The organism is Mangrovicoccus sp. HB161399, from assembly GCF_013184745.1.
Taxonomy (GTDB): Bacteria; Pseudomonadota; Alphaproteobacteria; order Rhodobacterales; family Rhodobacteraceae; genus Mangrovicoccus.
Map to the genome: position 1 here is coordinate 55,469 of NZ_JAATVU010000010.1, position 21,284 is coordinate 76,752.

The window sequence follows — 21,284 nt, forward strand, 5'->3', positions numbered from 1 at the left end:
CTCGCCGGGGCTCAGGCCCCGGCGCGCCGCTGGAACCGTCCGCGGCCAGGCGCGCCGAGGTCGCGCCCCTCGCGGAACACCTGGTCGCCGCGTGACAGCGTGGCGACAAGCCGGCCGCGCATCTTCCGCCCCTCGAAGGCCGAGAACTTTGCCCGTCCGCGGAACGCTGCGCCGGCAACCACCGTCTCGCCCGACGGATCCCAGAGCGTGAGATCGGCGTCGGCGCCCGCCCGGATCGCGCCCTTCCGCGGCCAGAGCCCGAAGCGCCGCGCAGGCGCCTCCGCGGTCATCCGCGCGAACTGCTCCAGCGGCATCCCGCGGCCTAGCACCCCTTCGCTCATCAGCAGCGGCACATTGGTCTCGATGCCCGTGAGACCCATCCCCGCCTGCCAGACCGGCAGGCCGGCGGCCTTGTCCTCCGGCGGATAGGGGCAGTGATCCGAGGCGACCATGTCGATCCCGCCGGCCAGCACATGCTCCCACAGCGCCGCCAGTATCGGCGCCGGTCGCAGCGGCGGGCCGCAGCGCGCGACATTGCCGATCCGCACCAGGTCGTCCTCGTCGAGCAGCAGGTAGTGCAGGCAGGTCTCGGCGCTGATATCGGTCCCGGCGGCACGGGCGCGGGCCAGCACCTCGGCAGCGCGCGGCGAGCTCATATGGACGACATGCGCCGCCACTCCGGTCTCGGCGGCCAGAAGCGCCAGCCGCTGCACCGCCTCCAGCTCGGCGATCTCCGGTCCCGCCCCGGCATGGGCGCGCATGTCCGTCCGCCCGGCCGCCTCCATCCGCCGCCGCGCCGCCAGCAGGATGTCCTGGTTCTCGGAATGCACCCCGAGCAGCGAGCCCGCCGCGCGGATCTCCGCCATCGCCTCCAGCAGGTCGCCATCGCCCACCGCCGGAAGCGCGGTCTCGTCCGGTGCCCCGCCATCGAGGCGCGGGCTGCACAGGAAGGCCTTGAAGGCTACGGCGCCGTCCTCCGCCAGCCCGGCGATCTCGGCCGCATTGCGCCCCGTCAGCCCGGCCCAGAGCGCGAAATCCACCGCCGCGTGCGCCTCGCAAAGCGCGCGCTTCGCCGCAAGGCTGGCGCGGTCGACCGCGGGCGGCAGGCCATGCGGCATCTCGATCACCGTGGTCACGCCGCCCGCCGCCGCGCCGCAGGTCCCCGCGAAGACCTCCGCGCCGCGATCCGGGCCGCAGGCGGTGAAATGGGTATGGGCGTCGATCGCGCCGGGCAGGAGCCAGAGCCCGCCCGCGTCGATCCTGCGGGCCGCGTCCGGCCCCGTGCCCGGGACGTGGAGCCCCTCGATCACGCCGCCGGTGACGGTGATGTCGAGCGCCTGCGCGCCCTCCGGAGTGACGGCGAGCGCGCCGGAAATCCTCAGGTCAGGCATCGGCCGCCTCCGCCAGAAGGTCGCGGGTCAGGGCCGCCGGATCGGGCAGGTCCCGGATCCAGCCGGAGGCCTGCAGCAGCCGGCCGAAGCGCAGCATGTCCGCGGCCGGAATGCGGTGATCCCCCGGCCAGAGCCCGGCGGCGCGGTAGAACGCCACGATCCGGGCGATGACCTCGGGCGCAAGATCCGGGAAGGCGGGCGCGACGGTCGCGGCGACCGCTTCCGGCCCTGCCGCCGCAAGCCAGGCCAGGGCCTGCCGGATGGCGCGGGTGAACGCCGCGAAGGCCTCCGGCTGCGCATCGATCGCGCCGGGCCGCGCGATATAGGCGCTCCAGGGCACGCCGCCGGTCGCCCCCGCCAGGCTGCAGACGGCATGGAGCCGCCCCTCTGCCATCAGCGGCGCGGCAGCATGCAGGTGATGGATGGCGAATTCCATGTCCGAGGCCAGGAAATCCCCTGCCGTCGCGGCGGCTCCGGGGTCTTCCCGCCGCGCCGCGATGCCCTGCTCGGCCATGACCGCATCGAAGATGAAGCCCGCAGTGCCGATTCTGGCGATGTCGAAGACGCGCTGCCCGTCGAGATCGGCCAGCACGAAGCCCGGCATCGGCCGCCGCGCGAGAACCACCCAGGGGTTTGAGCGCACCGCGGCTGCAAAGCTGACCAGCGGCCGGCCTTCCTCGGCCAGCTTCATCGTCACCATCGGTCCGCCGATGGTCAGGTCGGCGCAGCCGTCGAGCACCGAGGGGATCTGCCCGCCGGTGACGGTCTCGCCGCCGGACGCGCTCTGCACCGGTTCGATCTGCAGGCCCTCGGCCGCGAAGAAGCCCAGCCGCTCCGCCAGCACATGCGGCAGGTAGTAGATCCGCGCCTCGGACGGATCGCCGAGATTCATTGTCAGCCGCTGCACCTTCACCTGTCCTTGATTGTTATACAATATGACAATGGCTAGCGCGATGTGCCCCGGTTTACAAGCCGCAATGGCCGCGACGGCGCGGCCGCCCCATCCTGGCGGGACGGGGCGCTGCATCGCCATTCGGCCTAACGGCGGTGCGCCACGCTCAGAACTGGAAGGGTTGCCCGATCATCATCTGCACCCGGAGGCCTTCGTCCGAGAAGGCGGCATCCGCCCGGACGACGAAGCCCTGCACCCAGGCGCGCAGACCGGTGCCCGCATCCCATTTCATGTCGGAATGCAGCTCGCCGAAACCGTAGCTGTCCGCGACGCGGCCGATCTCGACGAAGGGAACGACCTGGATCCATTCGATCCCCAGCCGCTCCTGCACGGCGGACCAGGAATCGAACGGGTTCCAGTGCGGCGTCAGGCGCAGTTCGGCGGAGTAGTAGATCGCCGACCGGTCGTTGAACCGCTGCGCCGGATAGCCCCGCATCCGCCACAGACCGCCCAGCGTGGCGCCGGTATAGGCCGGGGAGCGGTGGCGGATCTCTTCCCCGTCGATTTCCCAGGACGGCGTGTCGGCTGTCCAGAAATCGAAGGCCAGGACCCGCTTCCGGAACCATGCGCTCCCGCCGTAGCCGCGATAGGCGTCGATCTCGGCCTGCACGACCGTCCAGGAATCCGAGCTGTCGAACAGGCCGAAATCCCGCGAGACCTGGAGCCTGGCGCCGGTGCCCCGCGACGGGTTGTAGGGGAAATCCCGGTTGTCCCAGAAATACGCGAGGTCGAGCCCGTTCGTCCGGATGTCGCCGTCGAACGTGTCGCCGTCGATCTCCAGCGCCCTCTGGAACGGCCTCACTTCCAGATAGCTGCGGCCGCTCCCGAACGGATCGAGGGACTCGGCGCCGGTCGCGCCGGAATACAGCTCTCCATCGAGCACCTTGTAGTCCGGAACGACCTGGTCGCGCCCGTGTCCGATCGGCAGGAGGTACTTGAACCGCACCCGCGAGAAGACGTCCGAGACGTTCCCGGACAGGAAATTGTCCTCGTCCGAGCCGTTCGTGCCCGCCCGCTGGCCGGGAAAGCCTGGATTGCCGTCGATATAGGTGTCGGCATCGGCGTAATGGCCGAAGGAGAGCACCGGATCTACGAACAGGCGGTCCAGCCCGGAGAACCGCAGATCCTGCGCCATGAGGAAGGCCAGCTGCGACCCTTCGGACCCGGCCATCACGGTGCCAAGCACACGGGCATTCGGCTGCGGGTATCCGATCCGCCCGATGACCCAGCCGCCGGTCGCCCCGAACGTCTCGTTGTAGAAGGCATAGGGCAGGCTCAGCTTCAGCCCCGAATAGTCCTCGACCTCGTCCGCCCGGCCCGGCACCGGCAGCAGGACGGAACAGGCAAGGGCAAGCATGGAGAGCCGCGCCACCGCCCTGGCTCCGCAAGCGCGCCCGGCCCGTCTCAGTCCAGCATGCGGTCCCACGGAGTCCTCGTGCACAATGTCCCGGCGCCTCCCTGCACGCAGGTCCCGTCCATCGCCCGCAGATCGCGGAAAGGGAAAGCCCCGGCGCGGGAAGTCAAAATCGCTTCTTCACGGCACAGTCATACCGGATCGGATCCGGCCGTTCGAGAGAATTGGCTGCGACCCGGTGACCGGCCGCCGCCGGAACCGGATGCAGCAGCGGGCAGCCGGGCCCCTCAAGCAGGCACCGGCGGTCGAGGCGCGGCCGCCGGTAGCTGCACGCCCGCGACGGCGATCATCCTGCGGCAGGCAGCGGGGCGGGGCGGGCATTCGTCCGGAACCGTCCGGCGCGATGGCTGCGGCCATCGGAACCCGGCCGGGCGCCGCCTGACCGGCCGGACCGGATTGGCGGCAGCGCCGGCCATGGCTTGCACCGGCCTTCCGGGCGTTCCCCCTGGCCGGGCGCGCCGGCGGTCTGCGCGGCTGCCAACGGCGAGCTCAGCCGTCCGTTCCGAATGCGCGGAGCCCGCTTGTGCTCCGCACATTGCCGGCCGGGACGGTGCCGCCACCGGGCTTCCCGGCCTAGCCGTCGTAGCGGAGCGTCACCTTGGCGGCTGCCTCGCGGGCCGCAGCGCGGGCGGTGCCGGTATCGCCGTCCGCCGCCAGCGCCAGGGCAACGCCCATGCGGCGATAGGGACGCGTGACCGGCTTGTTGAAGATCCGCAGGTCGAGATCGATGCCCGGCCCCGAGGGCTGCAGGGCCTCCGCAAGGCCTTCGGCGCGGAAGCTGCCGCTGTCGCGGTCGGCGAGGATCACCGCCGAGGCGCTGGCACCGTAATGGGTGAGTCCGGGGATCGGCAGGCCGAGAATGGCCCGGACATGCAGGTCGAACTCGCTGAGGTTCTGCGAAATCAGCGTGACCATCCCGGTGTCGTGCGGGCGGGGCGACAGTTCGGAGAAGATCACCTGGTCGCCCTCGACGAAGAACTCCACCCCGAACAGGCCATAGCCGCCGAGATTGTCGACCACCGCCTTGGCCATCGCCTGCGCATCGGCAATCGCCTGCGCGGACATCGCCGCGGGCTGCCAGCTTTCCTGGTAGTCGCCGCGTTCCTGGCGGTGCCCGATGGGATCGCAGAACACCACGCCCTCGCGGGTGCGTACGGTCAGCAGCGTGATTTCGTAGTCGAAGGCGATGAAGGCCTCGACGATCACCCGCTGGCGGTCGCCGCGCATGCCCTCGACCGCATAGGCCCAGGCCGCGTCGATCCCGCCGGCGTCGCGGACGGTCGACTGGCCCTTGCCCGAGGAGGACATCACCGGCTTGACCACGCAGGGCAGGCCGACCTCGGCCACGGCCGCATGCATCTCCTCCAGGCTTTCCGCGTAGAGGAACTTCGACGTCGGCAGCCCCAGCTCCCGCGCCGCCAGATCGCGGATGCGGTCGCGGTTCATCGTCAGCTGGGTGGCGCGGGCCGAGGGGACCACGGTGAAGCCGCGGTCCTCGACCTCCTTGAGGATTTCGGTCCGGATCGCTTCGACCTCGGGCACGATATAGTCCGGCTGGTGCTTGTCGATGGCAGCGCGCAGGGCGTCGCCGTCGAGCATGGAGAAGACCTCCGCATGGTCGGCCACCTGCATGGCGGGCGCGCCGGCATAGCTGTCGCAGGCGATCACTTCGGCGCCCAGCCGCTTGGCCGAGATCACGACCTCGCGGCCCAGTTCGCCGGACCCGAGGAGGAGGATTTTTGCGCTGGCGGCCATCGTCGGAGCTCCTGTGCCTGCCTGGAAGAGGGGACGGGCCGCAAGCTGGGAAAGCGGCCCTTTCAGAGGGCCCGTTCATGCGGGAGCGCATCCGCGGATGCAAGCTCTGTCAGCGGGAGCGACGCCGAAACCGCTCCCCTTTCTCGCGATCCGGCCCGGAAACCAGCGGCTCCACAGCCGGCCCGGGGTTCTCCGCAACGCAACGGGCCCCGGCCGTGCCTCGGCGCAGTCCATGCGGATGCCGGGCCGGACAATGCGGTCGGGCGCAGGCTGCTGCGGAAGCATGTCGGCGGGGCCGTTCCCCGGGACACATCGCGGCCTCGAGAGGAAGTCTGCCATGCTCCGGGACCAAGGCCCCCTGTCCGAGCTGCAAGAGCGTCCGCCGCAGCGATTGCTGCCGGGGCTCCGGCGGGATCGGCGGCCATGCCGGACGGAGAGACCCGGCTCGGGCGGCGGAAGGTGCTACGTCTTTCACGGCCGCCGCCTTGTGCCGGAGCGGAGGCTCCGGCAGGACGGATGCCCCGCCTGCATGGCGAGGGCCACGGCCATTCGATCCGATCTGGGCGGAAGACCCAGCCGGTCCGCAGGACCGCACGCGAAGCGTCAGGGTCTGGCAACGGCCGCTTCATTCGCGGCCCCCGGCTGCCTGTCCTGAACGCCGGGAGCGCCGCCATTCCACGGAAACGCACTTGCCGATTTCAGGATACGGCTGCCGGTCATCGGGACGTCCTGATCCGATCGTCCATGGGGACCTCGGACGGGGGACGCCGCGTTGCCTAGCCTGCCCCCCCGGCTGGCGGTGCCAGGGCCTACGACTGCCGGAGAGCCTGCCATCCGACGCGCTTTCGGAGGCCCCGTTGCCGGCGGGCCGGAGCAGATGCGCCAATGCAGCGCATCCGCCATGCGGCCGCGGCGGATACTCTCGGCGCATGACCAGACCCGGACAGCCAGAAGGAAGCGCCATGTCCAGCAGCCCGGAACAGCCCGGCCCGGTCCTCGAGGGAGAGATCGGCATTCTCGCCCGCCGCCGGATCGAGGCCGAGATCATTGCCCCGATCTACGAGGAAATGTGCGCCCGGATCGGCAAGGAGGCCGCGCAGGAGATCCTCGGCACCGCGATCCGCAAGGCGGCCTTCCGGGCGGGGCGGAGCTTTGCCGGAAAGACGCCCGGCGGCACGGACCTGCGCAGCTTCCAGGACCTGCAGCCGCTCTGGACGCAGGACGATGCCCTGGAGATCGAGGTCGAGGAAGCCACGGACACGTCCTTCCGCTACCAGGTGACCCGCTGCCGCTATGCCGAGATGTACCGCGAAATGGGGCTCGGCGAGATCGGGCACCTGCTGTCCTGCAACCGCGACTTCGTCTTCCCGGAGGGCTACAACGATGACATTTCCCTCGACCGCCCGCAGACGCTGATGGAAGGCGCGCCCTGCTGCATCTTCCGCTACAGCTACGGTCCCGCGACCGGCGGCAGCTGACATCTGGCGTCACCCCGCGGGGTCCGCCCCCACGGTCTCGGCGAACACCCAGTCGGCATAGTCCCGGTTGGCGGCCGCGACATCCAGGCAGAGGATCGACGGAGTCTCGTAGGGATGGAGCTTCCGCGCGGCCTCGGCGACCCGGCCGAACAGCTCCTTGCGCGTCTTGAGGAGGAGCGGCACCTCCTCGGCCTCGACCGCCCTGCCCTTCCAGAAGTAGCGGCTGGCAATCTTCGGATAGCGGTTCGCGCTGGCCACCAGGCGCATGTCCATGAGGCCGCGCGCCAGCTGGACCGCGACCTCCTCCGACGGGCAGTTGATCCAGATTTCGACGATCATGCCGGAAGCTCCCTCCCTTTTGCTCCCGGCCAGCATGGAACGGGGCGGCCGCCAAGGGAAGCCGGCAGCCGCGGACCGGGCCGCGCGCGGAAAGGTGAGCGCACTCCGCGGTTCCATCCTTGCCCGTCGGCCGCAAAGCTGGTCAGAACCACGTCAGGGCGGCCGGTTCCGCAGGTGCGGCGCGGCAGGCAAACAGGAGGCAAGCAATGAAGATCTGGGGCCGCGGGAACTCGACCAACGTGCGCAAGGTGCTGTGGTGCGCCGAAGAGCTCGGGCTGCAATATGAGCATGTTCCGGCCGGCGGCGCGTTCGGGCATGTCTCCACGCCGGAATACCGCGCGCTGAACCCGAACGGCCTGGTGCCCTGCCTGCAGGACGGGTCCCTGGTGCTCTGGGAATCCAATGCCATCGTCCGCTATCTCGCCCGCGAATACGGCGCGGACGGATTCGCACCGGCGGATGCGCGGTCCTGGGCAATGGCCGACCAATGGATGGACTGGACATCGCTGTCCTTCTCGGCGCCGTTCCGCGACCTCTTCTGGAACCTGGTGCGGTGCACGCCCGAGACCCGCGACGACGCGGCCATCGAGCGCGGCGCCCCGCAATGCGCGGCCCTCATGGCGATCGCGGATGACGCGCTTGCCGAGACGTCCTGGCTTTCCGGCGCGGCGTTCGGGATCGGAGACATACCCTTGGGCTGCATTGCCTATGCCTGGTTCAACCTGCCGATCGAGCGGCCGAGCCTGCCCGCGCTCGAAGCCTGGTACGGTCGCCTTTCCGAGCGTCCGGCCTATCGCAAGGCCGTGATGACCGAGCTGACCTGACCGGCCTGTTTGGATGGCTCCTGCATGGCAAGCGGGAAATTGGCGGAAACTCACCCTTCCAGAAGCGGTCCTGTGTCCGGCCTGCTTGCGCGGGTCTCGGACCGGCGGCCCTGACGGGGTCCGCCGACCAGGGACCTGATTGCTTCGCGGGCCATGGCGCCCTGGCCAGCCGGCGGGATTTCCCGGTGTTGCGGCCGAGGGCGTCTCCGTCATCTCGCCGACCTTGCGAGCCCGGATGCCGTCGCCGTCAGGCAGCGCGCGGCATGAAGGGCGCGTTGCGGGACAGCACCGCCCGGGCAATCCGCGCGGACCTGTCCGCCATGACGGCGGCGGCGGCCGGACGGCAGCGCCTTTCCCCCGGCGGCCCGGCGAGCCGCGGAACTCCCCGTGCGGGGCGCTTCTCCGCCCGGAGCGCCGGAGACGCCATTCCCGCGCCGAGAAGCTTGCCACAATGCCGGTCTCCCATTTTGGATATTCCGCCAGCCGCGCCTTGCCGCGGCCGGACTTGCCCTTCGGTGCCAGCCCGATCCGCGCAGAGGATTCCCGCCCGCTCCGGAACGGCCTGCCGCTGCCGGTCGTCGCGACGATCGCACATGCCGTGATCCGCTGCCCGGCAGGCGATTTGGCAGAACCCAATCTGCCGGGAGGGGACCCGGTGCCCGGAACGGCCCGCAGGAGCTGCACCTTCGGGTTCGTCCGCGCCCCCTCCGCAGGTGCATGCCCAGCCAGCGAAAGAGCCCTCGAACCGGCTGGAGCTGGACGGAAGGAACCCGGATCGCATCCCGGCCAGCGTCCGGGAGTCCGGGCCCTGTCCCTGCGGCAGCCTCCTTCGGGAAGATGGCCGCGTGCGCGGGGCCTTCCCCCGATCTCCGCCAGCTGCGCCCGGAGCATGTTGGACAGCTGCGTTCCCTGGCGCATCGCGGGCTCCCGGGTCCGGTGCAGGCAGGGCAGGGCCTGCCGGCACTCCGGCTTCACCTCGGCGCAACGCATGGACGGACGGGTGGCCGCCGCGCAGATGGCCTCGGCATCTGTCGCCCCGGACTTGCCCCGTTTCACGCAGGGCTTGACCCAACGAGGGACTTCAGCCGGGCTTCGCGGCCCAGCGTCGACAGCTGCCGGGCCCAGTGATGGCTGGATGCACAGGCTTCCATGCCGGCAAGGCACGCTTCAAGCCGCCCGGAGAACGCCAGCAGCTGGGAGCGGCGCAACGGCTTGCCGAAGGCGGCTGCGCATTCGGCGGTGACGCCGTGAACCTGGAAGACATTCTTCGCCAGACCGAGGACGACTGCCGCAACCTTCATGGGGTGGTTTCTCTCGATGCAGACGACAACACCTGCACCATGGCGCATCGCGACGCCGGAGCGCAGGAGCCATCCAACGGATCTGGCTAGGGCTGGCTTGTCCGGCCGGGGTCCGGAAATCCGGACTCCGCCCCTGCCGGGCCGCCCGGCCACTTGCTACAGGAGACAACCCAGAGTAGAATTGCGGGTCAGAGGTAAGTCCTACAGCGGCAAGCGGCCTTCCTGCTCAATCTCTTGATATGGAAGGATCGACAAATGAAACTTCTTGTAATTGCGTCAGCATTCGTGACGGCATGGGCTGCGACGGCGCAGGCCGGTGACCAGTTGGCCCTGAGTCTCGGGGTCGAGCCCGGCATGTATTCCACGTCCGAGCTCGTGAGCCTGATGAACGCCCGGGAAGATGGCGATGCCCAGCGTGAGAAGTTCATTCTCAACGGCGGCAACGAGATCATTTCGACCCAGAGCTTCGGCAGCGAGCGAAACAGCCAGCTGGCCATGAGCCTGGGCGTCGAGCCCGGCATGTATTCGACATCCGAACTCACCGGCCTGATGCACGCGCGCGAAAACAACGACATACAGCGCGTGAACTTCATCCTCGGCGGCAGGGCCGCGGAATAGCGCCCGGCAGCCGGCCAGCCGAAAAGAACGGGCGAGCCTGCCCGGGCTCGCCCCCATGCGCCGTGTCTCCCGCCGGTCAGCCGGACCCGAGCACGCTCCGGGCAAGCGTTCCGACTTGCCCGCCCACGGCCCCAGCGGTCATGCCGGGATGCAGGCTGTCGTGATAGAGCATCCGCAGCAGCAGTTCGTCATGGCGGGTCAGCACGGCGAATTCCTCGTCGTCGTTGAAAATCGACGGCCACGCCTCGCGGCTGTCATTCGGCAGCCCCATGCCCTGTGCCAGCTCCTCTTCCATGCAGGACTTGCGCATGGCGGGGGAGTGTTCGGCACGGATCACCGAGACCGCCTCTCGGTAGCCGTCGGAGGGCGACCTTCCCGGAATGGCGACGACCATGCAGAAGATGTTGGGTTTCATGTTCAGGATGGCGTTCTGGGCCGCCCGGCTCATCGTCGGGGCAAGCTCGCGCAGCAGCGGTCCGGCATTGCGGCGTTCCCGGTCGTTCAGGATCAGCACATGGAAGTTCGCGCCGCTCCCGGCGAGGCCGACGGGATGGCCGCTGGCCCGCGCCAGCCGCGCGGCCACGCTGCGGATCGCCGCCATGTCGGCATCCTGCTGGCCCGCGCCGACGGAGGCGCCGAACTGCACGCCGATGCGGACCGGCGTTTCCCAGCGCCGCAGCGGCACCGAGTCTCCGGACCGGCTGATGGTGCCGCTTTTCAGCGAGTACTCGGATTTCATCGCGATCGCCATGAAGTCCCGGGCCAGCTCTTCCGGCGACAGCTTGGCGGGATTTCGGTCCGTGCGCAGGTAGCCTTTCGCCACGAGCTTGCGTTCGATGCCGCGGTAGTAGCCCGCCAGCTGCGGCGTTCCCGCGGGGCCGACCTTGGCGGGCGCGGCGGCAGCCGCCATCTTCTGGGAGGAATACGCCGTTTCCGCGGCAGCGCCGCCGGACAGGGCGGCTAGTGAAACGGCAATCGCAAAAGCAGTCCTAGCAAGCGCACCCACGGAGGGCGTGTTGCGGGATGGAAACATGTACTTCTCCAGGCTCCATATGCCTGGCACAACCTACGCGAGCACCAGGTGACCGGGAGAAAGTCGCCGGGAATGCCTGATTCTGTCAACAATCATTGATGTCTCGCTCCATTTCCTCTCTGATCTCGGAAAACGAAAACCACCCAGGGATGCATATCCCGTTGCATTCCATGGCGTTTTCCTGCCGTAGCGGCGGGCAGTCCCCTGCGCGGAAATCCGCCCGCCGAGGGCGGCCGATGGCCGGGGAACGGCCGCGCGCGACCGGCTGCATCTCGGGTCTGTCCGCGACGGCAAGAGGCGGGCGCATCTCTGCGCCCGCTTCCGGGAGATGCCCTGGCGCGCCTTCCGCCCGTGACGGGGGCCGACCGCGTCGAGCCGTGCCATGGCCAGTTGGCGGCCCGCCCCGCAGGGACGGTTTCCGGTCGCGTCCCGCCCAGCCGGCGGGCCCGCGGCGAGGATGGTCCGCTCCGGTGCTCCCCGGACCTGCAGGTCCGCCGCGCCGTCCCTGGCGGCATCCTGCGCCTTGCCGCTGCCAGAGGAAATCCCGCACCCTGCCTCCCGGCAGGGTGCGGGTCCGGGCCGCGGGGTTCAGCCCAGGTCGAAATGGAAGGCGTCGGCCTGTGCGTCCCACGCCGCCTCGAAGGCGAAGTACTTGTTCTTGCCGCCGATATCGTCGCTGATATGCTCTTCCCAGGGATCGAAGACGCCGTTGCCGTTGGCGTCGTGAACCGCAGTGATCTGCGCCTTCCCGCCCTTGTTGATGTTGTAGTAGATGTCGAAGATGCCGTCCGCGTCGGTCTTGCCGGAGGCCAGGACTCCGCTCTGGCGAGAGTCGAGGAAGAGGACGTCCACCCCCTCCACCGGCTTGCCGTTCGCGTCCATGAACACCGCATGGCCGCCCTTGAAGGCCGGCACGCGGTTGTAGCTGGTCACCTCCTTCTCGCCGAGCGCTTCGAGACTGCCGGCATCGGCGCCCGAATAGGCGTTGAAGTCCCAGACCATCCCGTCGAGGATGGTTGCCCGGTCCTCGCCGCCGACTTCCGGGTTGTCCATGACGTCGCTTGCCACCCCGTCGCCATCGGCATCGAAGGGCGTCCAGCCGGTCTCGCCCTTCTGCGAGGCTTCCAGATGCAGCGTCAGCATCACCGTGTCGAGATCGGGCGCCTGCCAGTCCTGCAGCAGCACCGTCACCTTCTCGCCCGGATCGATCGAGCCGTCGCCGTTGATGTCGTCCCAGCTGAACTGGATCTGCGGATCGTCCAGCTTGAACTGGGCGATGGCATTCTCGAAGTCCGGAACCACGCAGCCATGCTCGTTCTCGTGCAGGTCCTCGTCGCGCACGATGTGGAAGGGCGTCGCCCCGTGCGGCATGAAGAACCCGTCGAACTCGAACTTCCAGGTGAAGGGATCGGGGCTGCCGTCGCCATCGGCATCGACGATCTCCTGGAAGCCCTTGATATAGAACTGGCCGTCATTCGTCGTGGTCAGCTTCAGGTTCTGCGACGTGCCGCTGGTGGATCGCATGTCATTGGTGAAGACGATCCGGAAATCATCGATCTCGCAATGCTCGGTATTGGTGACGATGGTGCCCTTGACGCCCTTGTAGGCGGCGTCATCCGAGGCCGTCAGCGGCGGGATGGTGCCGCAGTCCAGATCCGGAGCCGAGGCAACGACGGTCGCGCGGTTCTCGTGCTGGCCCTCCACCCAGGAGGCATCCTCGTACCTGAGGAAGAAGGCCTCGCCCGCCCCCAGCGTCGCCAGGGTGAAGGCGCCGTCGCCGCTGTCCGGGTCGCCATAGGCGTCGGCATCGGCCGCGGTCGGGACACCGGTGAAATCGAAGCCGAGCGTGCCGCCCTCGTCCAGCGCGACCGAGAAATCGGGATCGGCCGCGTCCAGCGTCACGTAGTCCGCGGACAGCCCGTCAAGGTCGAAGGGCGCCTCCCCCGGCGGCTGCAGGATCAGGTCCGACAGGGTGACGCCGGACAGGGCCACATTGCCGGTATTCATCACGAAATAGCCGAAGACCGGATGGTTGTCCGGCGTGTCGACCACCAGCGGCCCGGTCGGGTCGTCGGCATCGTGCCAGGTCTGGCCGCCATCGACGGAGACCAGCTTCTGCAGGGTGATCCCCGCCGCCACGCCGAAATACGCCGCCGAGGCGCTGGCCTGGTCGCCGTCGCTGCCGCAATCCGCCTGGTATTCCGTGCTCGCCGTCGCCGTGTTGGCGATCCAGCCGTCCGGATCCGACGGATCCGTGCCCGCGCTCGCCCCGGCCGTGGCATAGAGGTCCAGCACCGCCGTCGCGCCGGCCGCCACCATCACCTGGTAGCCGTTCGCCGCGTCGCCGTCGGCATCCGCCCCGGCCTGCGCCACCAGCGCGTCATAGCCGAACATGCTGTCCTCGAGCGTCACCGCCAGCTCCACGTTCGAGCTGTGCGACAGCTCGATCACGTAGTGCAGCTCCGCCCCCTCGGCGACGGTCGCCCCGTCCTCCAGCGGGTCGGCGCCGCAATAGAGCGTCTTCTCCAGGCTCAGCGCGATGTCCGCCACGCCGAAATACGCCGCCGAGGCGCTGGCCTGGTCGCCGTCGCTGCCGCAATCCGCCTGGTATTCCGTGCTCGCCGTCGCCGTGTTGGCGATCCAGCCGTCCGGATCCGACGGATCCGTGCCCGCGCTCGCCCCGGCCGTGGCGGAGAGCGTGGCCGAGAGTGTCGCGCCCGCGGCGATCATGATCTGGTAGCCGTCCATGCCGGCATCGGCATCGGCTGCGCCGAAGGCCGCGACCAGCGCGGCATCGGAGAAGGCGGGATCTGCGACGGTGACCATGAGCTCGACATTGGAGTTGTTGGACAAGGCCAGCTCGTAGGCGATGTCCGAGCCCTCGGTCACGGTCGCGCCGTCAGAGAGCGGGTTGCCGTCGCAGAGCAGCGTCTTGGCGAGGCCGATGTCGATGTCGGAGACGCCGAAGTAATGCGCCGAGTCCGGCGCGCTGGAGAAGGTCTCGCCAAGGATGTCGACCGAGGCGACGGCCGTGTCCTTGTGGTTGCCCTCGACCCAGCCGGCCTCGTAGTAGATCTCCACAGCCGATCCGGCCGCGAGTGTGCCGATGATGATGTCGCCGCCGTCATAGCTGATCGAGGCATCCGACCAGGAATTCGTGGCGTCGAAGACCACGTCCACGCCGTCCTCGGGGTTCGCGGTGCCCGGCGCGCCCAGATCGGTGCCGCCGCTGACATGGAGAACGTCGGAGAGGCGGACATTCGCGAGGTCGCCGGCGCTGTTGTTCACCAGCACGTACTTGAAGGTGATCAGCCCGTCATCGTCCTGGACGAAGCTCGGCCCCCATTCGGCATCCGCGGCAAAGAATTCCTCGTCCGCCGTGCCCGGCGCGCAGACCACGCCCTTCTCGAGGACGAATTCGTTCTCGCGCAGGCTGCTGCCGGTATTGAGGAACAGCACCGTGATGTCGTCGCCGGGACTGACCGAGAATTCGCTGGTCTGCAGCCCGGTGCCGGCCGCCTCGGGCGAGGAAAGGTCGCCATCCGTGTCGATGTACCAGCCGGTGCTCCAGTAGATCGAGGAGAAGGCCTCCGAGACCGAGAAGGTCGTGCCGAAATCGAAGTCGGCCGGCAGCGTGTAGGTGATGTAGTTCAGCCCGTCGGCATTCATCCCCGTGCCGCTGACATTGTCGGTCAGGGTGAACTGCTCGGAGGTCGTGCCGTCGGTCAGCGTGAAATCGAAATCGAAGCCGATCGGCGCGGATTCCTTGATGATGGTGATCGTCGCCCGGGAGGCATTTCCGAAGTTCAGCGTGCCGTCGCCTTCGGCCCCGACCTCGTAGAGGCCCCGGTATTCGGGCGTCGCGCCGGAGATCAGGAAGCCGCCCCAGTGGTCGGGCGCGGAGGGGAAGGTCTGGACGAACCCGTCCGGCTCCACCTCGGAGACGAAATAGGTCTCGCCGCTCAGCAGCGGCTTGTCGGGCTGCACCGCGGTGGAGAACTCGTAGTATCCGGCCGCGTCGATGCTGCCGTCACCATTGACGTCGGTGGTGCCGTCGCTGGTCGTCGTGGTCGAATAGAGCTCGTCGGCCGCGGTCAGCGCGCCGTCGCCGTCCGCATCGCGCCAGAGCTGGATCATCACGCCGGCCATGCCGGTTTCGCCGTCGCCCTCGTCCCAGTTGCCGTCGGAATCCTGGTCGTTCCACTTCCAGCCCGAGATCACGCCGCGCAGCACGGCATCGAGCGAGAAGGGAATGGCGCCGGTCGACAGCACGTCGATCGGGTCGGAGGGATCGTTCACGGTCTGCACCCGCAGGCTGGACCCGGTGAAATCGGCGGCGCCGGGCGCATCGTCGTAGGCCTCGCCCGGAAGCGCCAGCCGAAGCCCGTAATAGATGGTGAAATCGCTGGTGTCTGCCGCCGCGTCGATGGTGAAGACGATCTCGGCGGTGCGCAGCTTGTCGCCGCTGCCGGTGTCGAGCGCCAGGTAGGTCAGGCTGGTGATGTCGAGATCGGTGTCATCGACGAAGAAGTTCACGGCCGGGGCATCGACCGGCAGGACGCCCGCATCCTGGTCCGTGAAGGTGTAGGTGCCGTCGCCGAACAGCCCGGCCGCGTCCGGGAAATCCGGGTTCGACGTGGTGCCGGGATTGTTGATCGTCGTGTCGTATTCATCGAGATAGATGAACCCGCCGGCGCCCGAGGACCCCTGGAAATAGTCGAAATTCAGGATCAGCTTGTAGGTGCCGCCCGCCGCCATGTCGGTGACGTGGAACAGGTGGGGCACGACATCGCCCTCGAGATAGCCCGCGGTGGTGTCGTTCACAGCGTTCTTGGTCCAGCTCTCCTGCAGGTTCTCCCAGTGCTGGTGGTCCTTCAGCGCGGGCTGGGCGTCGGTGAAGCTGGCCGAGGCGACCGCGGAATAGGTGTCGTCACCGCCGCCGGGCAGGCCGTCAGCGCCGGTCGATCCGATTTCGGAGGCCGTGAGCAGGAAGCGCTCGCCCAGCGAGTCCGGCTCGCGGACATACCAGGAGGTCACGATCTGGCCGTTCTTCTCGCCGTCGAGATCGGGTTGCAGCCAGCTGATTTCGTAGCTGTCCAAATCGGCATTGTAGACGACATAGCGGCCGCTTTCGGCGTCGTAGACAAGGTCGTCATCGGTCCCGGCCAGGCCGTCCAGACCTTCCAGCCCGACCCCGTCGATGGCGTAGAAGGCATCGTGATCGGAGGAATAGCCGCCCGGTGCCGGGCCGTAGCCGTCATCGGCTGTGCCGTAGATCCCGTCGGCCCCGGCATCGAGCTGGTCATCCAGCGTGCCGTAGATGCCGTCAGGGCCTGCGCCGTCGACATGCATGATGCGGAACTCCACCGTTCCGCCGACCGTGACATTTGATGCCGTGATGGTCACGGTACTGCCCGGAAGATAGTCCAGCTTGTCCGTTCCGACCGAGAAATCGACGGTATCAATCGAAGATGCGTCCGACATGGCGAGCCCCCCCTTGCTCCAGCCAGCCATTCCGCAGCTTGCCTGCGTCCTGCAGGAGATGCGGGATGTGAGCTCGACTGCCAGGTACGGCCTAGGTGCCGGCACAAACGTTCCGACTGCCAACGAGGGCAGATGGGCATGGACATGATGGTGCCGCCCTGCACGGGAGACAGGCTCCGCGCACTTGCCCTCGGCGGCATCGGTTCAGATTTTCAGACTCGAAATTCCGGCACGCGCGGTCCTTGCTCGTCGAGCGACCGTTAACGTAAATTTAACTATTCTCCGACTGGTTTTTCTTGGCAAGTGATTTTCCCGGCGCTGCCTTCGCAGAAAAGGCCCGCGCCTGCGCGATCACCGCGGAGGCCACCCGAAATCACGAAATTCAATATAAAAATCACTTCATGAGAGGAGATGGAACGGTGTGTCTATTTTTTGTGCAAAATATGCAACCAAGAGGTGCATTTTGGCACGATATGAACAACTGGTGCGTTTGCATTACCAACGAATACTACCTATGCGTGCATTTTCCGCATGCCGTCGGCGAATTCGACTCACTTGCCCCAAGTCGGCCCAACTCGGCCCACGGTCGGCGTGCCTCACGTTCGGGCCTGGTCCGCAAGGCGGCCGCCGGACCGCAGAGGAGCAACCGGCGCCTGCCCTCGCCGTCCCGCATGGACCATGGCGGATGCAGTAGCATGCGGCCCCCGCCCGCCGCGGCGCCAGGCTCCGCCTTGCTTTGGGCGCGGCGGCAGCGAAGGCCGGCCATTCGTCCCTGCCTGCCGCTTCGGCCGGGGGAATTGGAATGCCGGGCGGCCCGCGGACCAGCGGCAGCTCGGCCGGATGGCGGGGACCGGCGGGACGGCTTGCTACCAGCCGAAATCAGGCTCCTGCGCGAAAACCAGGGCAAAGCTGTCCACTGCAATGCTGTCCTCCAGCGGCACCAAGGCCCCGGCGCAAAGTTCGATCGTCTCCGTCAGGTCGGTATCGGCATCTCCGCCGGCTGCCGCGGTGCCGCCTGCAGAGACCTGGAAATTGAAGTTCCGGTATGGATCGCCCATCGTTTCCTCCTGCTTGATGCCCGGAAGGCCCCGGGCGGCCGCCGCCGATCCTGGGCGCAGCCTGTTTCAGCCGGATGTCGCGGCCTGTTTCAATTGAAACAGGCGCCGGAGCGATGGCCAGGCCAGGCTCGTGTGCTGCGGCCCCGCTATGCGAAGAGGGCGGCGTAGCGCGGCGCGAAGAATTTCGTGAATGCCTTCACTTCCGGGCGGCGGTAGGCTTCCGGGGACACCAGCATCAGGTGCTCCGCCGACATTTCCTCGGGCGCATCGAAGCAGCACAGGAGCCGCCCCGCCGCTTCGTCGGCTTCGGCCAACCTGAGATTCATGATCCCCAGCCCGTGCCCGGACAGGATGGCCGCCTCCAGCAGGCCGATCTCGCTGAAGGACATGGCGATCTGCTCGGGCGGCACGTAGCGCATCAGCCAGTCGTGATAGACCGCGGGCGCATCCCTGGGCTCGTAGGTCACGAAGACATGTCCCCGCAGGTCTCCGGGAGATGCGGGCAGCCCGTGGCGCGCGGCATATCCGGGCGACCCGAAGAGGGTGAACCGCGCCGTGCTGATCCGGCGGCAGATGAGCGACGGATCAGGCAGGGTGCGGGTGATCCGCAGGGCGATGTCGGCCTCGCCCGCAGAGAGGTCCAGAGGCGCGACGCCGGGCAGGAACTCGAACCGGATCTCGGGATGCCGCGTGGAGAACTCGCTGAAGATCTGGTTCACCCGCGGCGAGAAATTGGCGGAAAAGGCGGTGATCCTGATCGGCCGCGGCCGCGAGAGATCGAGGGCGCGCGCAGCAAGTGCCCCGGCCGCTGCCTCCAGGTCCTCCGCCAGCGGCACGAGGGCGCGGGCCACACCGGTGGGGCGGAACCCCCGGTTGCCGCGCTCGAAAAGAACGAGGCCCAGTTCGTGCTCCAGCGCCTCGATGCGCCGTGCGACCGTCGGCTGCGCGATGCCGAGCTTCCGCGACGCGGCCAGCGTGGAGCCCTCCCGGACGACTGCCAGGAAGGTTGCCACATCCGACCAGTTGCGGAACCGGTTCTTCATTTTTGCAGAACAGCACAACGGCGGGACTGATACCAGCGCAAGATGCCGCAAGGTAAGATCAGGGACAGATCAAGCTGCGCCGAGAGGACTCCAGACATGGCAACCCTTCCGCTTTCCGGCTTCGGCCCGTTCGCTTTCCTTCGGCCGCGGCTCCGGCGCCGCGCCATCGCCCCGGCACCGAGCCCGGCACCGGAGGATCCGTCCGCCGACGCGCGGGCGCAGCGGGATTTCGTCCGCGACATGGTCGCGCGCAGCCCCGCCGCCTTCTCGAGCGACCTCGACCTGCAGGAGATGATGCTGTTTCTTCCCGAAAGGGGCTGATCCCGCGGCCCGGCAGACCGTGGCGGGCTCTGCACGGGGCCCTGGCTTGCATCGGGGAGAGCCGGACGGCGACGTCAGCTAGGTCCGGGCGCCGCGCGGGGCAAAAGGCAGGCCTTGCCCGCCGCGGATTCGCAGGAAGCCGCTTGCCGCACTGGAAAGGGGGCCGCCCGCGGCGGCCGACAGATTTCCCGGTGCCGGTCGTCCTGCCAATCCGTCGCGCGGAAAAGCCGGCTAGCCTCCGCGGATGCTGCGGTCGTTTGGGGCGGCTGGCTGCGGGGTGCCCATGTCGTCAGGGCCCTCGCAGCGCAGCCCGGCAAGCCGAGCCATGTCCAACGCGAAGCACGCCTTGTGGCGGCATGCGCCGAAGTCCGGCAGGGAAAGGGCAGCGACGGCGGCGAGGGACCTGGCAAGGTGCTGAAAATAGTCGAGCGAACAGAATGGCCTGCGCCTTTTGGGGACGTAGCGGCGCAACCTCTCGGCCATTGGTGGCCACGCTGCATAGGTAGCGCGGCGGTTGCCATCTTCGGATGGCCAGCACCTCGGCAAGCGGGCGAGGTTTGCCGCCGCCAGGACAGTCAACCGGGATCGCACCCGCTCGGCCCCGCGATGGACAGTCTGCGCCGCGACACCCACAGTCTTGGGCCAGCCTGAGAACGCCTCAATGCATTTCTGGTACCTCTGCAACAGCGCATGGCCCGCGCGCCGAGCGGTCCGTCCGCCGATCGCCGAGAACAGCGCGGCCTGCGGGTCGATGCGAGCCTGCCTGATGTCGGCCAATCCCCCCTCAACGGCGCTCGGATCGATGACGCATCCGCTGGCACCTCCATGCCCAGCGTCAGCCACCGGGTCGGGTTCGGTGGGTGGCGGTGCATCAAGACCTGCCCGGCCCTGCGCGCGGCGTGCCCGTCGCCGCCGGTCAGGTCGCCCTGGGCGGCAAAGCCGTTTCGACTTTCCCTGGCACGATGCCCCGGTGACCCACGGCGTCGCTCCGGTGCCGCGCGGCTTCCGGCAGTGCCGCGCACCCGGATCGGTCACGCAAGCCTGCGTCGAATTCGGCGCCCACCTCCGGGAGCGGGGACACGAACGCCACCGGCATGGGAGAGAGTCCGAACGGCTTCGGCATTGCGGCTTGGTCTGGCGGCAGGCGGCATCGGGCGGGTTTCAGTTTCGGGCTGGGAGGATTGATCTTGCCTGGTGGCGTCCTGCGGTGGCACATCGCCGTGCTCCGTCGGCCGTACCCTCTTCTTCCGCGGCGAGGCATGTAGTCGACATGGTTCGGGACCAATGGCGAACGCCTTCGCCAGCGCTCCGCCGACCGAGAAATGACCGTCCGGAAGCAGCGGGGCGACCTCGCGGTGGGCGAGCACGGCAGCCATGACCTTGCGCGGCACGTCCGTGGCCAGAAGGCTGTCGCGGTTCTTCCTGCGCATCATCGGGACCCGCAGGACGTCGACGAGGCCGACGCGGCGAACCAGCGAAACGCCAGGTTGTTCTGCAGCTGCTCCAGATGCCGCCGTACCGACAACAGTATTTCCTGCAGGCTGGCGTGGATCAGCCGCGCGGGGGCAATCGCGGAACGGCCGGAATCGACGCAGACGACCGCGCGTCCAGCATCAAGGCTGGCCAGCGCGCTCGCCACGGGCATCAGACTCATCGCGGCTCCATGGCTCGCTTTGCCACCTGCCGGCGCTTTCGCAGCGGATGCCCAGCGTGGATGCACGCCGCGGGCTCCACGTCCAAACACGTCTCATCGGCCCCGCGCATGCCCGTCTCCGCCATTGATCCGCCGCAGATTACTCGCGTCGTGGAACCGGCGTCGTAGCCCGACCGCTTCAGCGCCCTGCCTGGTCAGGTACCGGAGACAAGCACGGCTCGCCAGTGCGACCCGGACCAGCATCGGCGGCTTGGCCTGCTGCCGGTTTCGCGGACGCGAAGATAAGATCGTGACCACGGCACCGGAGACAGCAGATGAAGAGACGGACCGCCAGAAAAGAGTTCAAGATCGAGGCCGCGAGGCTGGTGCAGGAACGCGGCTCCGCCGTGGTTCGGGCCAGCCGGGATCCAGAGGTCGCAGAGAGCGTCCCGCGCCGATGGATCAGGGAAGCCAACGCGGCTCCTGCATCCGCCTTCCCCGGCAATGGGCAGCAACGCGCAGAGCTGGCGGAGATCGCGGCCCCGAAGAAAGAGGCCGCCAAACTCAAGGCGGAGCGCGACATCCCAAACTGAGGAGGATCGGAAAGCAGTCCGGAGAAGTTCAGGCGGTCCGCGCCGGC

The 21,284-nt window shown here is 68.4% G+C and carries 15 protein-coding genes and 1 pseudogene; 5 read left to right on the forward strand and 11 right to left on the reverse strand.

Annotated features, from left to right (window positions below; genetic code table 11):
* Window positions 1–11: 11 nt before the first annotated feature.
* The 4 genes from HCC78_RS07785 to purT form a co-directional block, all read right to left on the reverse strand.
* A complete protein-coding gene (locus HCC78_RS07785; protein ID WP_172328186.1) occupies window positions 12–1,391 on the reverse strand; it encodes a dihydroorotase family protein in 1,380 nt (459 codons plus the stop codon).
* Complete coding sequence (locus tag HCC78_RS07790; protein ID WP_172328187.1) at window positions 1,384–2,298, reverse strand: ABC transporter substrate-binding protein; 915 nt, start codon at window positions 2,296–2,298, stop codon at window positions 1,384–1,386. Before HCC78_RS07790 ends, HCC78_RS07785 begins: the two co-directional genes overlap by 8 nt.
* A 151-nt stretch (window positions 2,299–2,449) precedes the next feature.
* Complete coding sequence (locus HCC78_RS07795; RefSeq protein WP_172328188.1) at window positions 2,450–3,715, reverse strand: hypothetical protein; 1,266 nt, start codon at window positions 3,713–3,715, stop codon at window positions 2,450–2,452.
* Between the two features lie 615 nt (window positions 3,716–4,330).
* On the reverse strand, window positions 4,331–5,512 hold the full coding sequence (gene purT / locus HCC78_RS07800) for a formate-dependent phosphoribosylglycinamide formyltransferase (protein ID WP_172328189.1): 1,182 nt from the start codon (window positions 5,510–5,512) through the stop codon (window positions 4,331–4,333).
* Window positions 5,513–6,474: 962 nt separating this feature from the next.
* On the opposite strand from purT, the gene HCC78_RS07805 reads away from it, so the two are divergent.
* Window positions 6,475–6,990 carry an L-2-amino-thiazoline-4-carboxylic acid hydrolase gene (locus HCC78_RS07805; RefSeq protein ID WP_172328190.1) on the forward strand — a complete coding sequence of 172 codons (516 nt, stop codon included), beginning with the start codon at window positions 6,475–6,477 and terminating at the stop codon, window positions 6,988–6,990.
* A gap of 9 nt (window positions 6,991–6,999) precedes the next feature.
* On the opposite strand, the gene cutA is transcribed toward HCC78_RS07805, so the two are convergent.
* Entirely contained in the window at window positions 7,000–7,329 is a 330-nt protein-coding gene (cutA, locus tag HCC78_RS07810) for a divalent-cation tolerance protein CutA (RefSeq protein WP_172328191.1), read from the reverse strand.
* Window positions 7,330–7,535: 206 nt separating this feature from the next.
* On the opposite strand from cutA, the gene HCC78_RS07815 reads away from it, so the two are divergent.
* Window positions 7,536–8,153 carry a glutathione S-transferase family protein gene (locus tag HCC78_RS07815; protein ID WP_172328192.1) on the forward strand — a complete coding sequence of 206 codons (618 nt, stop codon included), beginning with the start codon at window positions 7,536–7,538 and terminating at the stop codon, window positions 8,151–8,153.
* 1,052 nt (window positions 8,154–9,205) lie between these two features.
* Here HCC78_RS07815 and HCC78_RS07820 read toward each other — a convergent pair.
* Complete coding sequence (locus HCC78_RS07820; RefSeq protein ID WP_172328193.1) at window positions 9,206–9,454, reverse strand: transposase; 249 nt, start codon at window positions 9,452–9,454, stop codon at window positions 9,206–9,208.
* A 255-nt stretch (window positions 9,455–9,709) separates the two neighbouring features.
* On the opposite strand from HCC78_RS07820, the gene HCC78_RS07825 reads away from it, so the two are divergent.
* On the forward strand, window positions 9,710–10,072 hold the full coding sequence (locus HCC78_RS07825) for a hypothetical protein (protein ID WP_172328194.1): 363 nt from the start codon (window positions 9,710–9,712) through the stop codon (window positions 10,070–10,072).
* A 76-nt stretch (window positions 10,073–10,148) separates the two neighbouring features.
* Here HCC78_RS07825 and HCC78_RS07830 read toward each other — a convergent pair whose 3' ends face one another.
* The 4 genes from HCC78_RS07830 to HCC78_RS07845 form a co-directional block, all read right to left on the reverse strand.
* A complete protein-coding gene (locus HCC78_RS07830; protein ID WP_172328195.1) occupies window positions 10,149–10,982 on the reverse strand; it encodes a DUF2927 domain-containing protein in 834 nt (277 codons plus the stop codon).
* A 711-nt stretch (window positions 10,983–11,693) separates the two neighbouring features.
* The gene (locus HCC78_RS07835) at window positions 11,694–16,589 is read right to left on the reverse strand and encodes an Ig-like domain-containing protein (RefSeq protein ID WP_172328196.1); all 4,896 of its coding nucleotides are present in this window, start codon (window positions 16,587–16,589) and stop codon (window positions 11,694–11,696) included.
* Window positions 16,590–17,455: 866 nt separating this feature from the next.
* Window positions 17,456–17,647, reverse strand: a complete 192-nt coding sequence (locus HCC78_RS07840) for a hypothetical protein (protein WP_172328197.1) — start codon at window positions 17,645–17,647, stop codon at window positions 17,456–17,458.
* 146 nt (window positions 17,648–17,793) lie between these two features.
* Window positions 17,794–18,690, reverse strand: a complete 897-nt coding sequence (locus tag HCC78_RS07845; protein ID WP_172328198.1) for a LysR family transcriptional regulator — start codon at window positions 18,688–18,690, stop codon at window positions 17,794–17,796.
* A gap of 96 nt (window positions 18,691–18,786) precedes the next feature.
* Here HCC78_RS07845 and HCC78_RS07850 point away from each other — a divergent pair, with 96 nt between their 5' ends.
* A complete protein-coding gene (locus tag HCC78_RS07850; RefSeq protein ID WP_172328199.1) occupies window positions 18,787–19,011 on the forward strand; it encodes a hypothetical protein in 225 nt (74 codons plus the stop codon).
* Window positions 19,012–19,548: 537 nt separating this feature from the next.
* Here the strand turns inward: HCC78_RS07850 and HCC78_RS07855 are convergent.
* A pseudogene (locus HCC78_RS07855) lies at window positions 19,549–20,790 on the reverse strand (hypothetical protein); the annotation flags it as partial.
* Between the two features lie 189 nt (window positions 20,791–20,979).
* Between HCC78_RS07855 and HCC78_RS07860 the strand changes: the two are divergent.
* The gene (locus HCC78_RS07860; RefSeq protein WP_172328200.1) at window positions 20,980–21,237 is read left to right on the forward strand and encodes a transposase; all 258 of its coding nucleotides are present in this window, start codon (window positions 20,980–20,982) and stop codon (window positions 21,235–21,237) included.
* Window positions 21,238–21,284 lie beyond the last annotated feature (47 nt).

Bases quoted from the DNA above. Each gene is read 5' to 3' on its own strand.
- HCC78_RS07785 (WP_172328186.1), bottom strand. From the start codon at position 1,391: ATGCCTGACCTGAGGATTTCCGGCGCGCTCGCCGTCACTCCGGAGGGC.
- purT (WP_172328189.1), bottom strand. From the start codon at position 5,512: ATGGCCGCCAGCGCAAAAATCCTCCTCCTCGGGTCCGGCGAACTGGGC.
- HCC78_RS07805 (WP_172328190.1), top strand. From the start codon at position 6,475: ATGTCCAGCAGCCCGGAACAGCCCGGCCCGGTCCTCGAGGGAGAGATC.
- cutA (WP_172328191.1), bottom strand. From the start codon at position 7,329: ATGATCGTCGAAATCTGGATCAACTGCCCGTCGGAGGAGGTCGCGGTC.
- HCC78_RS07815 (WP_172328192.1), top strand. From the start codon at position 7,536: ATGAAGATCTGGGGCCGCGGGAACTCGACCAACGTGCGCAAGGTGCTG.
- HCC78_RS07820 (WP_172328193.1), bottom strand. From the start codon at position 9,454: ATGAAGGTTGCGGCAGTCGTCCTCGGTCTGGCGAAGAATGTCTTCCAG.
- HCC78_RS07825 (WP_172328194.1), top strand. From the start codon at position 9,710: ATGAAACTTCTTGTAATTGCGTCAGCATTCGTGACGGCATGGGCTGCG.
- HCC78_RS07830 (WP_172328195.1), bottom strand. From the start codon at position 10,982: ATGGCGGCTGCCGCCGCGCCCGCCAAGGTCGGCCCCGCGGGAACGCCG.
- HCC78_RS07835 (WP_172328196.1), bottom strand. From the start codon at position 16,589: ATGTCGGACGCATCTTCGATTGATACCGTCGATTTCTCGGTCGGAACG.
- HCC78_RS07840 (WP_172328197.1), bottom strand. From the start codon at position 17,647: ATGGGCGATCCATACCGGAACTTCAATTTCCAGGTCTCTGCAGGCGGC.
- HCC78_RS07845 (WP_172328198.1), bottom strand. From the start codon at position 18,690: ATGAAGAACCGGTTCCGCAACTGGTCGGATGTGGCAACCTTCCTGGCA.
- HCC78_RS07850 (WP_172328199.1), top strand. From the start codon at position 18,787: ATGGCAACCCTTCCGCTTTCCGGCTTCGGCCCGTTCGCTTTCCTTCGG.
- HCC78_RS07860 (WP_172328200.1), top strand. From the start codon at position 20,980: ATGAAGAGACGGACCGCCAGAAAAGAGTTCAAGATCGAGGCCGCGAGG.